Here is a 17124-nt window from a genome sequence, read left to right as displayed (position 1 = left end):
CTCGGAGGAAGAACTGTTGCGGTGTCGGCGTGGAGTTACTTCAGATCTCGGGTCAGCTCGGCCACCCCGCCCTGCGCCTGTACCCAGGTCTTGAAATCGGCGAGCCCGGCATCCCGGTCGACAACGGGGGTGTATCCGAAATCTCGCCGCGCAGCGCCGGTGTCGAACGTGGACGACCTGGTCAGAAGTGCGAGAACGTAGCGAGACAGCGGAGGCGAATAGCGGTTCGCGAGAAGGGGAATCTTCCAGATCAGTTCGATGGCCGTGACCGCAGCCGACACCACTCGCGGATTCGGCTTTCGAGTCGGTGGGGTGATTCCGAAGTCCCGTGCGGTTTCTGCCATGAAGGGCCAGATGTCCGTCACCTCGTCGTCGGCGATGAAATAGGCCAGACCGCCCACGTTGTCGGACCGGGAGGCCTTCACCGCAGCATCGACGATGTTGTCGACGTGGCACAACGACGCCAACACCTGACGGCCGCCGGACAGGTCGGGGAGAGCACCCGTGTTCGCTCGTCCGAGCAGTCGCACGATCGGACCGGAGCGATCACCCGGACCCCAGATTGCACGTGGCCGAAGTGCGCAGGTCACGAAGCCCGGCTCGTTCGCATCCAGCACGGCCTGCTCGGCCAGAGCTTTCGTTTCCGAGTAGTAATTCAGGTAGCGCTTCGGGTACGGAACGGATTCGTCGATGTTCAATTGGTCGCCACCGTCGTACTCCATCAGCGCGCTCGGGCTCGAGATGAACACGAACCGGCTCACCCCGTTCGCCTTCGCAGATGTGAGCAGATGTTCGGTGGCATCCACGTTCTCGGCGACGAACTGTGAACGCACGCCACATTCGTCGACGCGGGCAGCGCTGTGGAACACGACATCGATCCCCCGAGTCGCTGCTTCGAGTGAATCCTTGTCGGTGAGATCGCCGTAGACGAGACTCAGTTGCGAGAGGTCACCGAGATCCTGCAGGTTGCTGGTGCGCCGTACGAGTACCGAAACGTCGTTCCCGCCGTCCTCGACGAGGCGGCGGGCCAACCGCCCGCCAAGGAACCCGGAGGCGCCGGTCACGAGTACCTTCATCGAGCTTCCTCTCGAACGGTTGGTTTGTGTCTTCCACCAGGTCAGACCGAACACCAGGGTCAGCAGTGCCGTGCGAATTCGCGAGTGGCCGAGTCGATCACCTCGGCGAACGGCCGACGGGATCTGGGCGGCGTGGACGACGATGCTCAGAAACGCATCGATCCACCAGACGACCCGCAGCAGAGGGTGTCTCAGTGGCTGGGCGCGACTCGCCCGGAGTACGCCGTACATGAGGAATACCCAGCCAAGAACGGGGATGGTCCGGAGGGTCAGGGTCTTCCCGCTCATCACGAATCTCCGAGTTGCTTGGCGGCCCAAACCGCCAGCTTCTCGCGTCCGATCTTCGCGTTGTGACGAATATCGACGGGAAACGACGGGTGGAACAAGAAGGTTTCGATGGACGCGGCGAGTGCGAAGTCTGCGCTGCGGGCCCGCAGCGCAGCTGCCACGGCGGGATGATCAGCCCCCTCGCGGGCCTCGACACAGAGCACCGGACGCTGTGCACCGCGGGTCCCGATCCCCACCAGTGCAGTGCGTGCGACGCCTTCGACGGCGTTGAAGATCTGTTCCACCTGTACCGAGAACATCGGGCCTGTCGGGGTGACGATCCGTTGGCTCTTGCGTCCACAGAACCAGATTCGTCCCACGTCGTCGATCCAGCCGAGGTCCCCGGTGCGGTGCCAGACTCGGGCACCGTCCTGGATTTTGCCGATGCGGTTCGCTTCCTCGGGCCAGTAGTAGCGAGTACTGACATTCTGCCCGGCAACGACGATCTCGCCGATACTGTCGATCCCACTGTCCAACTGCCGGGCGTCTGCCCACGTAAGGACGGGATCGTCGGTGATGGCGACGATGCGAGCCTCGAGGCGTGGCGCCGGACGCCCGATGCAGGTTCCGTGACCCGTGCGAGACTTCTCGACGAGACCGGCCAACAACTCACGGGATTCGATCGACGACATCGGAATTGCCTCGGTGGAGCCGTATCCCGCGTGCACTTCCGCAGTGTCGGAAAGGACCTCCCGCAGACCACCGATCACGTGATCGGGGACGGGCGCCCCGCCCGAGAAGATGGCCTGCACGGACGGCATCACGACGTTGTGGGCTCGGGCGTACGTGAGAAGGGGGCCCAGGACGGCGGGAGAGCCGAACATGGTGTGCACGTCGAAACGGTTGATCGCGTCGACCACGTGGGCGGGATCGGTGGAGCCGACGTTGCTCGGAATCAGCGGTGGCAGGATCACACGCGATCCGAGGAACAGGTCGAGCACTCCGAACATCGGCAGGGTGACCAGCGAGGCCTCGGGGGCGAGACGGGAGCTGAGCGTTTCCATCTGGTCGACCATCGCGGACAGATTCCCGTGTGACATCTCCACGGCTTTCGCCGGGCCCGTAGAACCGGTCGTGAAGGCGATCATGAGGAGATCGTCCTCTTCCGCAACAGCTTCCGGCAACGCGCTTCCGTCCAGTTGGCGGCTCCATTTCGCGAGCTTGTGCCCGCCCCAGAACCAACGGCGTCCTACCGTCACCTTGGTCCCGACACCCCGGAAGGTCCGGCGGAAGAGGACTCGAACTGCATGGGCCGCCGGAACTCCGATGAACGCCTGCGGTGACGTTGCGGCAAGGCAGCGCAACATCGGGCGCAACCCCATACCCGGATCGATGACGACGGGTACGGCGCCGAGCTTGAACAACCCGAACAAGATCGCGTACAGCTCGGGGCCCGGCGTGACGAGCACGATAGTTCGTGTGCCGGTACGGACTCCGTCCGCCGCGAGTTGCTGGGCGAGTGCGTCGGACCACCGGTCGAGTTCGGAAAACGTCACGTCCGAATAGACGGGGAGGCCACTGGCGTCGGTGCCCGTCGCGTGGGTGACCGCCGGCCGCTCGGGATTCCGGCCCGCGAACGCCCGAAACCGGTCGATCGATCCGCAGTAGGTCGGTGTCCTCATGCGTTCGCTTCGGCGGAGCCCGAATCCGGGCCGGTGGCCGGGATCCGATAGACGACGGAGGCCGCGCTCGGTCCGGCACCGGCAGTAACGAACAGGATGTCCCTGTACCCGTCGAGAAGTCCCCTTTGCAGGGCGTGGTGGTACGTCAGAGTCGCAGTGGCGGTGTGAGGGTCGCGGTCGAATTCACGAAGAAGATCCGACTCGGCGGCTGTGACGCCCAGTTCCGCCGCCAGCTTGGCCGGGAAGTCGGCAGTCGGAGTCGAAGCGATGACCAGAGTTGTCTGTGGGTCGGCGGCCGATTCCGCCAGTGCGGCCCGGGCCGTGGATGCGGCTATCTCGAGAAGCCGGATCTCGAATCCGTCTTCGCACTCGACGGTCATCAGATTTCGCCCGTTGGCCCCGATTGTGTCGCCGTCGACATACCCTCGAACACCGTTGGTGCCATCGCCGAGCTCGGTGTGAACACGACCGAATCCGTCTGCGGAGTCGGTGAATCCGAGCAGCATGGCGGCTCCGCTCGTGGCGTACGGGAAGTCCGCAGGTGCGTCGGCACCCGTCATCGAAGGGTGGGTGTCACCCGAGACGACCATGACGTGTTCGGTGCTCCCGGTGGACAGCAGCGAGGACGCGACGTGGACGGCGTCGAGTACCCCGCACGCGCCGTTCATGAGATCGAACGAGAAGGTCAGTGGATCCTCGGCTGCGTATTCCAGACCGATCTCCGCCTCCTTCTGGACCAGTGCTGCCAGGGCGGGCTCCATGGTGTTCGAGTCGCGGTAGACGCAGGTGTTGATAAGCACACCGACCTGGGTGGGGCTGATTCCGGCCGCCGCGATGGCAGACTTCGTGGCCCGTGCAGCGTGGGTGACGATGCTGGCAGTGTCGGTGTCGCTGCTGGTACCGGTGGCTGTGATGACGACGCCCATTTCAGGCCTCCAGAGACGAGATCGTGGCGGACAGGTAACCGGTGACGATTCCGGAGGCGGCAGGGACCATCAGAATCTTGGACCCTGCCGGTAGGTTCTTCTGTTTCAGCTGATCGTGCAGTACGACGAAGTGTGATGTGCTGGAGGTGTTTCCGTACTTCTCCACCACGTTGAGCGCCTCGGGCATGGGAGTTCCGAACTCCCTCTCGGCGAGGTTGTTCAAATAGGTCACCGCGGAGGCGCCGAACTGGTGGTGAATGATGTAGTCGAAGTCCTCGTCGGCGAACGATCGGCCCTGTGAGTCGAGGAAACGGCCCTGGCTGTTCGTCCACAGCTTGAAGCGATTCTCGTTGTGCATTCGCCGGTTGTCCGTGTAGAGCGCTATCCCCTGAGTGCGGTCGCTCGGCATTCCGAGGCAGGCGTCGGCATACTCGGACGCGGTCAGCAGGTCGATGTATTCGATGCAGTCGTTCTCGTCCTCTGCGCGGTCGAGAATCACTGCTGCGCCGGAGTCTCCCACCGACAACGAGGCGAACTGCAGATCGTACTTCTCCGAGATCTCCTTGACCGCGGTGTCGGCGATGGGAGTGATCGATTCGCCGCTCACGACCATGCCGTTGCGTACGGAGCCGGACCGGATCATTCGGTCCAAAATGTATGTCCCGGTGAGCATCCCGGCGCAGGCGTTCGAGATGTCGAAGTGGATTGCCTTCTTTGCTCCGATCGTCTTGGCGATCATTGCCGCGAACGACGGTTCGAAGTAGCAGTTCATTCCACCCTTGAATCGGGTGATCGAGGTGGAGATGACGACGTCGAGTTCGCTCGCGTCGTAACGGGAGTGCGACAGGCACTCCTCGACGGAGTTGAGGGCGAGACGAAAGGAATCCTCGTAGTTGTCGGGGCTCTTGTCGTGAACTCGGCGCTCGGTGACCCCGGTGATGGCCTCGAGGTCGAACGATGGCGGCTCGGCCAGGCGAGAGATCAACTCGTCGGTCGTGACGACTTCCGAAGGCAGGTACGCGCCGATGGATTCGAATCTGGATCGAGACAACGTCGCTCCTTGTATCAAGTGAACAGGTCGAGTCGAGAGACGTGAATCGATACACCCCCGAGACACGGCAATCCATGGCGGATCGCGACCCGCCAAGCGTGGATCACCATGTACGAAGAAGGATGAAAAGTACAGACTGTAGTGCTGTGCGCTGCAGTTATGTGGGATTACTCACAAGTAAGTTCGTGTGGATCACGGCCTGCAGATGGTCACCGGGCACGGCGCGTGATGCAGCAGGTTCTGGCTCGTCGAACCCATCAGCGCGCCGACGATCGGTCCGCGGCCGTGACTGCCCACGACGACAAGCTGTGCACTTCTTGCCTGCTTGATCAGGACCTCGGCTGCGCTGCCCTGCTCGGTGACGTGCGTGACGGAGACATCGGGGAAGCGTTCGGACATTCCCGCCAACCCCTCGGACAGCAGAGCCGACTCTTCCTGCTCGACCGCTTTCCAATCCACCAGGACTCCGGTACCACCGGCGCCGAGTGCAGACGATCCCCGCCACGCGTGCACTGCAATCAGCGGGACGCCGGTCAGATCCGCGAACTCGAAGGCATGAACGACAGCGTGGTCGCTGACAGAACTGCCGTCAACGCCCACAACGACAGGTCTTTCGTCGGGAACGGCAGTCTCCGAGGAGCCGCGCCAGACGGTGACCGGGCAGGTCGCTCGATTCGCGACGTGGAGTGCCGTCGAGCCGACGAACAGCGACCGCACCGCACCGGCACCGGTGGCGCCCAGAACCAGCATTCGGGCGTCGTCGGCCTCTTCGAGAAGGTGCGAGCCTGCGGATTCCGGACCGATGCTGTACTCGATGTCGAGATCGGGAAACTCCGACCGCACGAGTCTGGTCGCCCCGTCGATGATCGCTTCGCCGTCTTCGCGGAGTTGGCTCAGGAACTGCGATTGCATCAACACTGCGGCCGGGCTGAGGAGTGCTCCACTCTGTGGCAGTGCATGAGCCAGCAGCAGTGTGGCGTTCATGCGGTGCGCCACCGACGCGGCCCAGCGTGCAGCGTCCAGGGAAGTGTCGGAACCATCGACTCCCGCGACGACGACGTTCGGGTCGGGTGGCGTTGTCATTGTGGCAGTTCCTTCCGGTCGACTGCGGAGCTTTGTTCCACTCTCCGCTATTCGGTCAGTTCGCGTGTGGCCTTCCGCGCTTTCTTCCACGAGCGGGACAGCTCGGACTTGTCGCCGTCGCCGCGTGCGACTTCGCGCGCGTACATCAACCCCAGACCGAAGCCGATGCTCGCGGATCGGTCGGTGCCGGATGTCATCGCGACCAGATGCCGACGAGCGACCATCGAATCCTGGTGTTCGCCGAGTAGTTCCTGTAATCCCTTGTATCCGTGCACGGCGCGGTTCGTCTTACCCGTCCTCAGCGGTTCGAGAACCTCGACGGCGTAGCGGAGTCGCTTCACACCCTTTCTGGCATGGTGCAGAAGCTCGCCACGCTTGGTCGGATCGCCTTCTTTCGACGCCGCCCGTAGCCGACTGTTCACCTTCCGGGCGAGGTGAGCCACGGCGCCGTAAGCGTTTTCGCGTGCAGCCCTACGGTCCGACCTCTTGCGGTCGGCGCCTGACGACTCGAGATTCGCACGGAGAGCGGCGAGCGTGTCGAAGACGTTCAGATAGCGGGCGGACGACATCGTGTCGGTCGCCACCTGTCGCGCGCGGGCAGCGAGTTCATCGAAGTACGGTTCGATCACACCGGCGACCTCGGCCCGATCGGGGACATCTGCCGTGGTGCCGGCCAGTGCGACCAGGCGTTCCCGTTGGACTTCCACGTCCCGGACTTCGCCGAGTCGGCGTCCGACCCAACGGAGGTCCTCGATCGCAGTATCGACCAGGGCGTGGTCGTCGATCGTGTCACCGTGCACTCGAAGTGCGCTGCGCAGGCGTCTCGCCGCAACCCGGAGGTCGTGCACGGCACCGGGAAGGTCTCGGCGTAGCGCGATGTCCGCAAGTTGCATGGCGCGCGTCTGGGTGCCCAGGTAGACGGACAGTGCTGCCCTGGGATCGGACGAAGAATGTTTCACCGTCGAGACACGGGACAGACTGCCGACCGCACGGTGCAGCTTCGACGGATAGGCCGATCGAGTCATCCCCGACGCGAGAAGCCTCGCCTCGACGGAGTCGAGCAGTCCCGTGTCACCGGCGATCTGCTCGACCTCGACCTCCCGCCAGACATTGCCGTCGCGGTCGCTTTCCGGAACAGCCGCGACGACCAGATCCAGCACGACTTCCACCAGGACGCGGCCGGCGGAGTCGTGGAGTCGGTGTCGTTCCCGGTCGGTACCGACGAGGGCGAGCGGTGTGAGTTCGGCCCCGCCCGTCACCGCCGCGAGCAACCCGGCGAGTGCTGCCGGGGCCTCTTCTGTCCCAACACTGTCCGGTAGGTGCAGTTCCATGCGCGAGTCCTCGCTCACGGGCAGTTTCAAGTGCCAACCCGCGTCGTCCCCGCCCTCCCGACGACGAAGCGTGATGGCCGAATCGAGCAGCCGATGGTCTTCGGTGTCGTAGTACAGGGCGGACAGCGAGAAGTTGTCCACGATCGATTCGCCGGCGACACCCGGTAGACCCGACAGTGACGGAAACCGGTTGTCTCCGGTGGTCTCGTACTTGCGCTCGACTTCCTCGAACGCTCGAGGTTTCGCCATCGGCTGATTCGTCCGGCTCATGCCGTGATTCTCCCGATTACGGGCGAGAAGCGAAAGGGCCGACACCGACCGATTGTGGGGAAGTCGAATCAGGCGGGCCAGGAGAGCGTTCGCTCGCTCCTGAAGGTTCTTCGGAGACCCGTCAGCGGGTCGTCGAACTCCAGAGAGCGCGCGAGAAGTCGGAGCGGACTCGAATAGTCGTCGGCGGGAACGTCGTAGAAGGTGGGATAGAAGTTGTCACCGGTGATCGGGATGCCCAGAGAGCTCAGATGAACTCGGAGTTGGTGCGTTTTGCCGGTGGTGGGCGTGAGTCGATAGCGTGCGTGGCCGCCGTGTCGTTCGACGATCTCCACGACCGTCTCGCTGTTGGGTTCTCCTTCGGATTCGTACGCCTGCAGGCGCCCTCGTTCCTTGACGATCCGGCTCCTCACCGTTGCGGGAAGGTGCAGATCTGCTCGGTACGGCGCGATCGCCTCGTACGTCTTGGTGACCTTCCGTTCGGCGAACATCGATTGGTAGGCGCTACGTATCTCCGGACGAAGCGTGAAGACCAGGACCCCGGCGGTGAGTCGGTCGAGTCGGTGCGCGGGGGAGATGTCGGACGATTCCAGTTCGCGACGCAATCGGACGAGGGCCGACTCCACCACGTGCGCTCCGCGGGGAGTCGTTGCAAGAAAGTGTGGTTTGTCCACGACGAGCAGATCGTCGTCGCGGTGCAGAACACGCAACGAGAACGGGACGGGTGTCTCCTCCGGGGGATCCCGGTAGAGGTACACGAAAGTGTGGGAAACGAAGGGCGTCCGCTCGGTAATCGGGACACCGCTTCCGTCGACCACTTCGCGCGCCGCAACCTTCTCTCGAAGTCGTTCGGCGTCGTGGGGGAACCGGGTGACGAGGTACTGCAGCACGGTGTGCCACGCACTGGAGTTCGGCAATCGCAGCCGCGTGGGATCGAGGCCGTCACGGAGGGGAAGCGGTGCCGGGGCCACCCGAACACGGTAGTTCACCGATCGTTGACGGGCGTGAAACGTCTGGCTACTATCCGGTAAGTTTGTGACGGGAGGCACACCGCGATTCCTATCGTGGGGAATGCCACAAGGAGACGGGGGAGCCCGTGAGGCGTTCGCGGCGCGCGAGCAGATCGAAATTTCTCGGAGTTCTCGCTGTATCGATGGCGATGGGTGCAACGTTCGTTCCCGGCACCGTGGCTTTCGCGGACCCCACCGGTGGCACGGCCGGAGAGTCCTGGCGGGCGGCCGTGGATGCGCCCGACGAGTACCCCGGCGTGGCGATCGACTGGGACGTTCCGATCACGATGAGCGACGGAACCGTATTGAAGGCGAACGTCTACCGGCCCGCCGATGCGGCAGGCAAGGCGATCGACACGAAGATGCCGTCGGTTCTCAACATCACGCCCTACACCAAGCTCATCAGCAATCTCGTCGACTCGACGTACGCGGTACCCGGTCTCGAAGACTTCGTGGTGAACCTCGTGAACAGCATCGATCTCTCGGGTACCCCTCTCAATGGGGTACAGGAGATGTCCGAGGTTGCCGCCGCCGGCGGCATGCGGGTGTTCTCCGTCAACCGGGACCTGGTTCGCAACGGATACACGCAGGTCGTGGTCGACACGCGCGGCACCGGATTCTCGCAGGGCAAGTGGGACGTTCTCGGCCCACGTGAACAGCAGGATTCCGTCGAGGTCATCGACTGGGTGAGCAAGCAGAGTTGGTCCAACGGTGATGTCGGAATGGGTGGCGTGTCGTACTCCGCCATCAACGCGATTCAGGCTGCCGGACTGCAACCGCCTGCGCTCGAGGCGATTTTCCCCGTCGAGCCCGGTAACGATCTTCTCCGCGACATCGTCGGCACCGGCGGCGGACTCGGTCTCGGGTTCATGCCGCTGTGGTTGACCCTGGTCAATGGCACCAAGCTGATTCCCGATATGGAGTCTCTGTTTCAGGGTGACTTCGACGCGCAGTGGCTGAGGGATCGTGTCGAGGACCCGGTGACGCTCATTCCCGCGTTGGCAGAAGCGATCACTCGTCCCGATATCGAAGGGCTGGATCCGGACACCCTTCGCGTCGCACAGGACGGTGAGTTCTACCAGGACCGCCAAGCCGATGTGCAGAGCATCGAGGTGCCCGCGATGGTCTACGGCGGCTGGCACGACATCTTCGCGAACAGCGAGCCGCGCATCTACAACGAGCTCCCGCTGCCGCCCGGCGAGAAGCAGCTCATCATGGGCGACGGCTACCACGTCTCCATCGGCGGCGATCACGGTAAGCCGGGAACACCGCCGCAACTCGACGTCCTCGAACGGGCCTGGTTCGACAAGTGGTTGAAGGGCGACGACAACGGCATCGACGAGTTCGGGCCGGTGACTCTCTATCAGCAGGGCGGTGGCTGGACCACGACGGATCAGTTCCCCCGCGCCGGCGTCGACTACTCCCGGATGTACCTCAGCGGTGCCCCCAGCGGAACGGCAGGCCACTCGATCCATGACGGCAGCCTCGTCGCCACCGAACCGAGCGAGGCGGCACGCCTCACCGTGGCCCCCGGCCTTCGTGGGGTGTGTTCACGAGACGGCGCCCAGGGAACGGCGGGAATCTCCGTGATACTCGGGTCCGGGTGCACCAAGGACTCGCGTTTCAACGAGGCGGAAGGGCTCACTTTCACTTCCGCTCCGGTCACGGAAGCGACACAGTTGTCCGGGCCGATCAACGTGCATCTCGAAACCGTGCACGACGCGACCGACGGCTTCTGGTCGGTGACCGTGAACGACGTCGCGCCGGACGGAACCTCGACGTTGCTCTCCAACGGTGGCCTCACTTCCTCGCTGCGAGGGGTTGACGACTCGAAGAGCTCGAAGTCCGAGAACGGTGATTACACCGACACTCATCACGCGCTGACCTTGGACACGATGCAGCCCGTTGTTCCTGGTCAGGATACTGCACTGGACGTCAACATCGTCCCGACGGACGCCGTACTGCGGCCCGGGCACCGTTTGCGTATCGACGTGTATGCGGGCAACGTATCGCGTTACCTGCCGCTCGGCCCGATGCGAGTCGCAAGTGAATTGCGGCCGCAGCACCTGGAGCTCGCTCCCGGACGACCGAGCTTCGTCAATGTGCCCTTCGTCGGAGCCAATCCGTGGTGAGCTGGGGAATCGAGCGAATCGGTGTTGGATAACGATTCGGCGGACTAGACAGGACTCTGTTGCAACGGGGTAATACTGTGCAGCAGTAACGACATCCGTCGGGGTGGAAGCGGAGGCAGAAATGGGCAAGGTCCTCGGTGTGTCGGCACGTCGCCGGCTGCGGGTAATCGCGCACGTGATGATCGCCGTCGTGGTGCTACCGGTGGCATTCGTTCTCGTCGGTGGCGGGACCGCATCGGCGCACCCGTACGACCGCCTTCGTGAGCACTGGGTTGCTGCGCCGGGCGGTGTCGGACAGATCAAAGTCCGGATCTGGCTGGCGAACAACGGCAGCAACAAGGCCGTCTATCTGCTCGACGGGCTGCGGGCAACCGACGACGTCAGCGGCTGGGAACACGAAACGAACGCCGCGTGGCTGTCGGATCACGGAGTGAACGTCGTGGAACCGGTCGGCGGACAGTCCAGCTTCTACGCGGACTGGTACGCCCCCAACAACTTCACCAACCAGCCCTACACCTACAAGTGGGAATCGTTCCTCACGCAGAACCTGCCGGACTTCCTCGCGAACACATACGGGATCAGCCGCAACCAGAATGCAGTGGTTGGCCTGTCCATGGGCGGCAACGCGGCACTGACTCTCGCGGCATATCACCGCGACCAGTTCACTTTCGCCGGCGCGATGTCGGGCTACCTGAACCTGTCCGCCCCTGGGATGCGCGAGGCGATTCGAGTGGCGATGCTCGATGCGGGTCGTTTCAATTCCGACGCCATGTGGGGCCCGCCGTGGGATCCGGCGTGGCTTCGTCACGACCCGTTCGTCTTGGCCCCGAACCTGCGCGGGCTTCCGATGTGGATTTCTGCCGGCAGCGGTATCCCGGGACCGCACGACAACCCGCAGAGTGCGATCGACGTGTTCAACACCGGCACCGGTATGGGTCTCGAAGCGCTCGCACTCGCACAGAACCGTGCATTCGAAGTGCGGCTGGCGACGCTCGGAATTCCGGCTCACTTCGACTTCCCGGCAGTCGGTACCCACAAGTGGGGCTACTGGCAGGACCAACTGTGGGCGATGCTTCCGATGATGAAGGGTTCCATCGGGGCCTGAGTTCTCCGTAGGCTCGTTCCATGACCAAGTGGACAGCACAGGACATCGAAGACCAGCACGGCCGCACCTTCGTCGTCACCGGTGCAAACAGTGGTCTGGGTGAAGTTGCAGCGCGTGCTCTGGGCGCGGCGGGGGCGCACGTCGTGCTCGCCTGCCGGAACGTGGACAAAGGGCGGGCCGTGGCGTCGGAGATCGGCGCCAATGCGGAGGTCCGCGAACTCGACCTTGCGGACTTGGCGTCCGTGCGGGAGTTCGCTGCCGGAATCGATTCGGTGGATGTGCTGATCAACAATGCCGGTGTCATGGCACTTCCGTTGCGCCGCACAGCCGACGGGTTCGAGATGCAGTTCGGTACCAACCACCTCGGACATTTCGCTTTGACCGGGTTGCTGCTCGATAAGGTGACCGACCGGGTGGCCACCATGTCGAGCGCGTTGCATCAGGTGGGCGCGATCGATCCGAAGGATCCGAACTATCAGCGCCGCAAGTACCGTCGCTGGCCCGCCTACGGGCAGTCGAAGCTTGCCAATCTGCTGTTCACCTACGAATTGCAGCGTCGACTCGCCGCCGCGCGCGCGGGCGTTCGCGCAGTGGCCGCGCACCCGGGATACGCATCGACCAACCTGCAGGGACGAACCGAGTCGTTCCAGGATCGGTTGATGAAACTGGGTGGAGACTTACTCGCGCAGTCCGCGGAAATGGGTGCCCTTCCGATGCTGTACGCCGCGACGCAACCGAAGGTGATCGGCGGCGCCTATTACGGTCCGGACGGTCTGTTCGAGCAGCACGGGTACCCCAGGCAGGTGAGCTCCAACGGCAAGTCCCGGGACGAGGCCCTGGCCGCGACACTGTGGGACCTGCCGGAGGAGCTCACCGGGGTCACCTACCGATTCGTCTGAGGGAGGCGTCGGTCAGTCGTCGGTGACTTCCAAGGCGACCTCGATGTTGCCCCTCGTCGCGTTCGAGTAGGGGCACACCTGGTGGGCCTTCTCGGTCAGGGCGAGAGCTTCGTCGTGGGGGAGGTGCGGGAGCGAGACCTCGAGCGTGACGGTGAGGCCGAAGCCGCCGCCGTCGATCGAGCCGATGCCGACTCGCGCCCCAACCGAGGAATCGGAGATGTCGGCCTTGTCCTGGCGGCCGACCAACTGCAGAGCGGAGTGGAAACACGCTGCATAGCCGGCTGCAAAGAGCTGTTCGGGGTTCGCGCCGTTGCCGCTGCCACCCATCTCGGTGGGAATGGCCAGGTCCAGATCGACTCGACCATCGGTGGTCCGGGTGTGTCCGTTGCGGCCTTCTCCGGTCGCGAGAGCTTCGGCGGTGTAAAGGACGTGCATGGTTTTCATCCCTTTCGGTTGGGTGGTACCGGGGTCAGTGTGCATCGCGCAGGGATGCGGTGACGCGGTTCAGAACGTCACGAAGAAAGGTCATTTCGCTACTCGACAGGCCGGTTGCCTCGGCAATGGCAGCCGGGATGTCGGTGGCGCGCTCGCGAAGTTCCGAACCGGACTTCGTGAGGTGGATGTGGACGCGCCGTTCGTCCGAGCCGACGCGTCTACGTTCGACGAGTTCGAGCGATTCCAGGCGTTTGAGAAGCGGCGACAACGTTCCGCTGTCGAGGTGGAGACGGCCTCCGATGTCTCGGACTCCGATTCCGTCCTCCTCCCAGAGGACGAGCAACACGAGGTACTGAGGGTAGGTGACGCCGAGACGGTCGAGCATCGCCCGGTAGGTGCCCGTGGTGGCCCGGGACGCCGAATAGAGGGCGAAGCATACTTGCCGGTCGAGTTCGAGTTCGTTGCCCACACCCACGATGGTAGTGCACAATTGAATTGTGCACAATCAATATTGTGTCGAGCGTGACCGGATTGCGCGGCGTACCGTCGACGCAGTGACGATTCGCCTTGGATACCAAATGCCGAACTTCAGTTACTCCAACTCGGTCGCGGACCTGTTCCCGACCGTCATCGCGCAAGCCCGGGAGGCCGAATCCGCGGGATTCGACACAGCTTTCGTGATGGACCACTTCTACCAACTACCCGGTCTGGGCGCCCCGGAAGAACCGATGCTCGAGGCGTACACGGCTCTCGGCGCGTTGGCGACGGCGACCGAGAAGATCCAGTTGTCGGCTCTGGTCACCGGAAACACCTACCGCAATCCGCCGATGCTGGCGAAGACGGTGTCCACGCTCGATGTCGCGAGTGGCGGTCGCGCGATCCTGGGTATCGGCGCCGGCTGGTACGAACTCGAGCACCAGCAGTTCGGGTACGAGTTCGGAACGTTCACCGACAGGTTCGAGCGGCTCGACGAAGCACTGCAGATCATTGCGCCGATGCTGCACGGCGAGCGGCCGACCTTCGACGGAAAGTGGTATCACGTCGAGAACGCCATCAACGAGCCGCGTTTCCGTGACAACCTACCGATCATGCTCGGCGGTGGCGGCGAGAAGAAGACGTTCGCTCTCGCCGCGCGTTTCGCCGATCACCTCAACATCATCTGCAATACGAGCGAACTGACGAGAAAGCTCGATGCGCTGGACGCACGGTGCTCGGAGGCGAACCGCGATCGCTCCGCTCTCGAAACGAGCTACCTGGCCTTCGTCATCATCGACGAGGACGGCGACAGGGCAAGGCGGCTGCAGCGGGAGTACCTCCTTCGTCAGGGTGTCGACCTGTCCACCGCATCCGAAGAGGAGCGGGCAGCGGCAACCGATCGTCAGTTCTGTGGTGCGCCCGACGAAGTGGCCGAGCAATTGCAGACGCGGGTGCTGGACAAGGGCATCGACGGAATCGTCCTCAACCTGGTCGTCAACGGACACGAGCCGGGCATCGTGGGACTGGCAGGTCGTACCGTCAAGCCCCTCGTTGCCTGACCCCTGTTCGTGCATACTGTCGGGAGTGACACGGGGTGCCGTCCTTCCTGCGGCTGAGAACACACCCGTCGAACCTGATCTGGCTGATACCAGCGAAGGGATGTCGCGGTGGTGCGGCGTACGCATTTCACTTCTGCGGTTTCGTTTCGCTGACCGAACAGAAGGACAGAGATGCAACTCGACGAGCAGACAGTATTGGTCACCGGCGGGGGGCGGGGACTCGGCTCGGCCGTGGCCCGCGCTTTCGGTCGTGAGGGCGCCCGGGTGGTCGTGAACTACCGTCGCAGCCGGGAATCGGCCGAGGCATTTGCAGCCGAGTTCGGGAACCGCGCGGTCGCAGTCCAGGCGGACGTGACGGATGCGGAGCAGGTGGCCGGATTGTTCGCCGCCGCCGAGAAGCACTTCGGTGGCCCGGTCACCACCGTGGTCAACAACGCGTTGGTCGACTTCTCGTTCGACGGTGACGCGCGAGCCAAAGCCGATGTCATCGGTTGGGATGCATTCGACACGCAGCTACGCGGCAGTGTGAAAGCTGCGCTCCACACAACACAGGCTGCGCTCGCGGGGATGCATGCAGCCGGGTTCGGCCGCATCGTGAACGTGGGGACCAACCTCTTTCAGAATCCGGTGGTTCCGTACCACGATTACACGGCGGCGAAGGCGGCCGCGCTGTCACTGACGCGGACCCTGGCTGCGGACCTGGGGCCGGACAACATCACGGTCAACATGGTTTCGGGCGGGCTGCTGCGCACGACCGATGCCAGCGCGGCAACACCCGAGGAAGTCTTCGATCTCATCGCATCGAGCACCCCGTTGCGGCGGGTGACGACCCCGGACGAGTTCGCGGATGCGGTCCTGTTCTTCGCCTCCCCGTGGGCGAGGTCCGTGACGGGCCAGAACCTCGTCGTCGACGGCGGCTTGGTGAAGGACTGACATGACCAGGCGACTGCACTTCAACGCTTTCCTGTTCGGATGTGGTCACCACGGTGCTGCGTGGCGCCACCCGGAGTCCGAGGTGGAGCGGCTCGCGGACATCTCCTACTACGAAGATCTGGCCCGCACTGCCGAACGTGGTTGTCTCGACGCGGTGTTCTTCGCCGACGGACACTCGGTCCGCGATCCTGCGGGTGGCGGGGTGTGGTTTCTCGAGCCCCTCACGGCGCTGTCGGCGGTGGCTCGGGCGACAGAGAAGGTCGGTTTGGTGGCAACGGTGTCGAGCACGTTCTACACACCGTTCCATGCGGCCCGCATGTTGGCCTCGCTCGATCACATCAGTGGCGGACGGGTGGGCTGGAACGTGGTGACGTCGATGTTCGACGCCGAAGCCCGCAATCACGGTCTGGAAGCGATGCCGCCACATGCGGAACGCTACGAGCGGGCGGAAGAGTTCGTCGATGTTGCTTTGGCACTGTGGGATTCGTGGGAAGACGGCGCAATCGTGGCGGATCGCCGCGGACTCTTCGCCGATCCGGACAAGGTGCACGCCATCGATCATCGAGGGAAGAACTTTCTCGTCGACGGACCACTGAACGTGCCGCGCGCGCCGCAAGGCATGCCGGTCCTGTTCCAGGCAGGTGCTTCGGAACAGGGGCGGGCTCTTGCGGTACAGCGCGCCGAAGGGATCTATGCGGTTGCCTACGACCGAGAGTCGGCGCATTCGTACTACTGGGATGTGAAGGAGCGTGTGCGTCGTGAGGGCCGTGATCCGGTCGGTGTGACGATCATGCCGGGTCTGGTCACCTACGTCGGGTCCACGATGGACGAGGCCCGCCGCAAGAAGGCGGAACTCGACGCACTGTTGCCGGTGGAGCAGTCGTTGCGGCAGTTGTCGACGTTCGTTCAGCAGGACTGTTTCGAATGGAATCTGGACGCACCCGTGCCTGCGCTGCCACCGCTGGCCGAGTTCACGGGTCCGCACGGACGCTACGACACCATTCTTCGGATCATTCGGAAGGACGAGCCGACGGTTCGGGAATTGCTTGGGACGCTCGCTGCCGGCGGCGGGCACGCCACGATGATCGGCACGCCCGAGTCGATTGCAGACGAGATAGAGGACTGGTTCGGTAGCGGTGCGGCGGACGGGTTCAACCTGATGCCGCCGCTGTACCCGCACGGCCTCGACGACTTCGTCGACCAGGTGATACCGGTGCTTCAGCGGCGCGGGTCCTTTCGCACGGCCTACGAGACGACCACCCTGCGCGAGCATCTGAGCACCTGACGTCGAGCAGCTGACACAAACAACACAACCTCCACTACGTCCGTAAGAGTGACTTGGCGCACGCCCTCACCGACTCTGAGTGTTACCGCGGTCACAGTCGCGGTCCA

Annotated in this window: 15 protein-coding genes and 1 riboswitch; of the genes, 6 read left to right on the top strand and 9 right to left on the bottom strand. The window is 63.8% G+C overall.

What is annotated here, in order from left to right; genetic code table 11:
- Nucleotides 1–35 precede the first annotated feature (35 nt).
- The 7 genes from ACFWO3_RS07095 to ACFWO3_RS07065 form a co-directional block, all read right to left on the bottom strand.
- On the bottom strand, nucleotides 36–1364 hold the full coding sequence (locus ACFWO3_RS07095) for an NAD-dependent epimerase/dehydratase family protein (RefSeq protein ID WP_378575381.1): 1329 nt from the start codon (nucleotides 1362–1364) through the stop codon (nucleotides 36–38).
- The gene (locus ACFWO3_RS07090) at nucleotides 1364–3025 is read right to left on the bottom strand and encodes a fatty acid CoA ligase family protein (protein ID WP_378575379.1); all 1662 of its coding nucleotides are present in this window, start codon (nucleotides 3023–3025) and stop codon (nucleotides 1364–1366) included. Before ACFWO3_RS07090 ends, ACFWO3_RS07095 begins: the two co-directional genes overlap by 1 nt.
- On the bottom strand, nucleotides 3022–3951 hold the full coding sequence (locus ACFWO3_RS07085) for a hypothetical protein (RefSeq protein ID WP_378575377.1): 930 nt from the start codon (nucleotides 3949–3951) through the stop codon (nucleotides 3022–3024). The genes ACFWO3_RS07090 and ACFWO3_RS07085 overlap by 4 nt, the downstream gene beginning before the upstream one ends.
- Nucleotide 3952: 1 nt before the next feature.
- The gene (locus ACFWO3_RS07080) at nucleotides 3953–5002 is read right to left on the bottom strand and encodes a 3-oxoacyl-ACP synthase III family protein (RefSeq protein ID WP_378575374.1); all 1050 of its coding nucleotides are present in this window, start codon (nucleotides 5000–5002) and stop codon (nucleotides 3953–3955) included.
- A 192-nt stretch (nucleotides 5003–5194) separates the two neighbouring features.
- Nucleotides 5195–6085 (bottom strand): universal stress protein, encoded by an 891-nt coding sequence (locus ACFWO3_RS07075; RefSeq protein WP_378575371.1) that lies wholly within the window; start codon nucleotides 6083–6085, stop codon nucleotides 5195–5197.
- A gap of 47 nt (nucleotides 6086–6132) precedes the next feature.
- Nucleotides 6133–7686, bottom strand: coding sequence for a CHAD domain-containing protein (locus ACFWO3_RS07070; protein ID WP_378575368.1), 1554 nt, complete (start codon nucleotides 7684–7686; stop codon nucleotides 6133–6135).
- Between the two features lie 68 nt (nucleotides 7687–7754).
- Nucleotides 7755–8654, bottom strand: coding sequence for a pseudouridine synthase (locus ACFWO3_RS07065; RefSeq protein ID WP_378575365.1), 900 nt, complete (start codon nucleotides 8652–8654; stop codon nucleotides 7755–7757).
- A 188-nt stretch (nucleotides 8655–8842) separates the two neighbouring features.
- Between ACFWO3_RS07065 and ACFWO3_RS07060 the strand changes: the two genes are divergently transcribed.
- The 3 genes from ACFWO3_RS07060 (at nucleotide 8843) to ACFWO3_RS07050 (ending at nucleotide 12829) form a co-directional block, all read left to right on the top strand.
- Nucleotides 8843–10825: a CocE/NonD family hydrolase gene (locus ACFWO3_RS07060; protein WP_378575905.1), complete on the top strand. Its 1983-nt coding sequence runs from the start codon at nucleotides 8843–8845 to the stop codon at nucleotides 10823–10825.
- 121 nt (nucleotides 10826–10946) lie between these two features.
- Nucleotides 10947–11930, top strand: a complete 984-nt coding sequence (locus tag ACFWO3_RS07055; protein ID WP_378575363.1) for an alpha/beta hydrolase — start codon at nucleotides 10947–10949, stop codon at nucleotides 11928–11930.
- Between the two features lie 20 nt (nucleotides 11931–11950).
- Nucleotides 11951–12829: an oxidoreductase gene (locus ACFWO3_RS07050; protein WP_378575360.1), complete on the top strand. Its 879-nt coding sequence runs from the start codon at nucleotides 11951–11953 to the stop codon at nucleotides 12827–12829.
- Between the two features lie 12 nt (nucleotides 12830–12841).
- On the opposite strand, the gene ACFWO3_RS07045 is transcribed toward ACFWO3_RS07050, so the two are convergent.
- Together ACFWO3_RS07045 and ACFWO3_RS07040 are read right to left on the bottom strand one after the other, a co-directional pair.
- Nucleotides 12842–13264 (bottom strand): organic hydroperoxide resistance protein, encoded by a 423-nt coding sequence (locus tag ACFWO3_RS07045; RefSeq protein WP_378575356.1) that lies wholly within the window; start codon nucleotides 13262–13264, stop codon nucleotides 12842–12844.
- Between the two features lie 34 nt (nucleotides 13265–13298).
- Nucleotides 13299–13733 (bottom strand): MarR family winged helix-turn-helix transcriptional regulator, encoded by a 435-nt coding sequence (locus ACFWO3_RS07040; protein ID WP_378575353.1) that lies wholly within the window; start codon nucleotides 13731–13733, stop codon nucleotides 13299–13301.
- Nucleotides 13734–13818: 85 nt separating this feature from the next.
- Between ACFWO3_RS07040 and ACFWO3_RS07035 the strand changes: the two genes are divergently transcribed.
- The 3 genes from ACFWO3_RS07035 to ACFWO3_RS07025 all read left to right on the top strand — a co-directional run bounded on the left by ACFWO3_RS07035 (nucleotide 13819) and on the right by ACFWO3_RS07025 (nucleotide 17017).
- Nucleotides 13819–14799 carry an LLM class F420-dependent oxidoreductase gene (locus ACFWO3_RS07035; RefSeq protein ID WP_378575350.1) on the top strand — a complete coding sequence of 327 codons (981 nt, stop codon included), beginning with the start codon at nucleotides 13819–13821 and terminating at the stop codon, nucleotides 14797–14799.
- A gap of 21 nt (nucleotides 14800–14820) precedes the next feature.
- Nucleotides 14821–14917, top strand: a riboswitch (TPP riboswitch).
- Nucleotides 14918–14970: 53 nt separating this feature from the next.
- Nucleotides 14971–15732 (top strand): 3-oxoacyl-ACP reductase, encoded by a 762-nt coding sequence (locus tag ACFWO3_RS07030; protein ID WP_378575348.1) that lies wholly within the window; start codon nucleotides 14971–14973, stop codon nucleotides 15730–15732.
- A gap of 1 nt (nucleotide 15733) precedes the next feature.
- Complete coding sequence (locus tag ACFWO3_RS07025) at nucleotides 15734–17017, top strand: LLM class flavin-dependent oxidoreductase (RefSeq protein WP_378575345.1); 1284 nt, start codon at nucleotides 15734–15736, stop codon at nucleotides 17015–17017.
- Nucleotides 17018–17124 lie beyond the last annotated feature (107 nt).

The organism is Rhodococcus sp. NPDC058521 (genome assembly GCF_042719695.1).
In the GTDB taxonomy this organism is placed as follows: Bacteria; Actinomycetota; Actinomycetes; order Mycobacteriales; family Mycobacteriaceae; genus Rhodococcus_F.
The sequence above is the reverse complement of the archived record's forward strand: the minus strand, read 5'-3'. Positions and strand labels throughout refer to the sequence as shown.

What these genes read in the sequence shown, in the direction of transcription:
- ACFWO3_RS07025 (WP_378575345.1), top strand. Translation starts at nt 15,734, where the DNA reads ATGACCAGGCGACTGCACTTCAACGCTTTCCTGTTCGGATGTGGTCAC.
- ACFWO3_RS07030 (WP_378575348.1), top strand. Translation starts at nt 14,971, where the DNA reads ATGCAACTCGACGAGCAGACAGTATTGGTCACCGGCGGGGGGCGGGGA.
- ACFWO3_RS07085 (WP_378575377.1), bottom strand. Translation starts at nt 3,951, where the DNA reads ATGGGCGTCGTCATCACAGCCACCGGTACCAGCAGCGACACCGACACT.
- ACFWO3_RS07050 (WP_378575360.1), top strand. Translation starts at nt 11,951, where the DNA reads ATGACCAAGTGGACAGCACAGGACATCGAAGACCAGCACGGCCGCACC.
- ACFWO3_RS07060 (WP_378575905.1), top strand. Translation starts at nt 8,843, where the DNA reads ATGGGTGCAACGTTCGTTCCCGGCACCGTGGCTTTCGCGGACCCCACC.
- ACFWO3_RS07055 (WP_378575363.1), top strand. Translation starts at nt 10,947, where the DNA reads ATGGGCAAGGTCCTCGGTGTGTCGGCACGTCGCCGGCTGCGGGTAATC.
- ACFWO3_RS07045 (WP_378575356.1), bottom strand. Translation starts at nt 13,264, where the DNA reads ATGCACGTCCTTTACACCGCCGAAGCTCTCGCGACCGGAGAAGGCCGC.
- ACFWO3_RS07075 (WP_378575371.1), bottom strand. Translation starts at nt 6,085, where the DNA reads ATGACAACGCCACCCGACCCGAACGTCGTCGTCGCGGGAGTCGATGGT.
- ACFWO3_RS07090 (WP_378575379.1), bottom strand. Translation starts at nt 3,025, where the DNA reads ATGAGGACACCGACCTACTGCGGATCGATCGACCGGTTTCGGGCGTTC.
- ACFWO3_RS07095 (WP_378575381.1), bottom strand. Translation starts at nt 1,364, where the DNA reads ATGAGCGGGAAGACCCTGACCCTCCGGACCATCCCCGTTCTTGGCTGG.
- ACFWO3_RS07070 (WP_378575368.1), bottom strand. Translation starts at nt 7,686, where the DNA reads ATGAGCCGGACGAATCAGCCGATGGCGAAACCTCGAGCGTTCGAGGAA.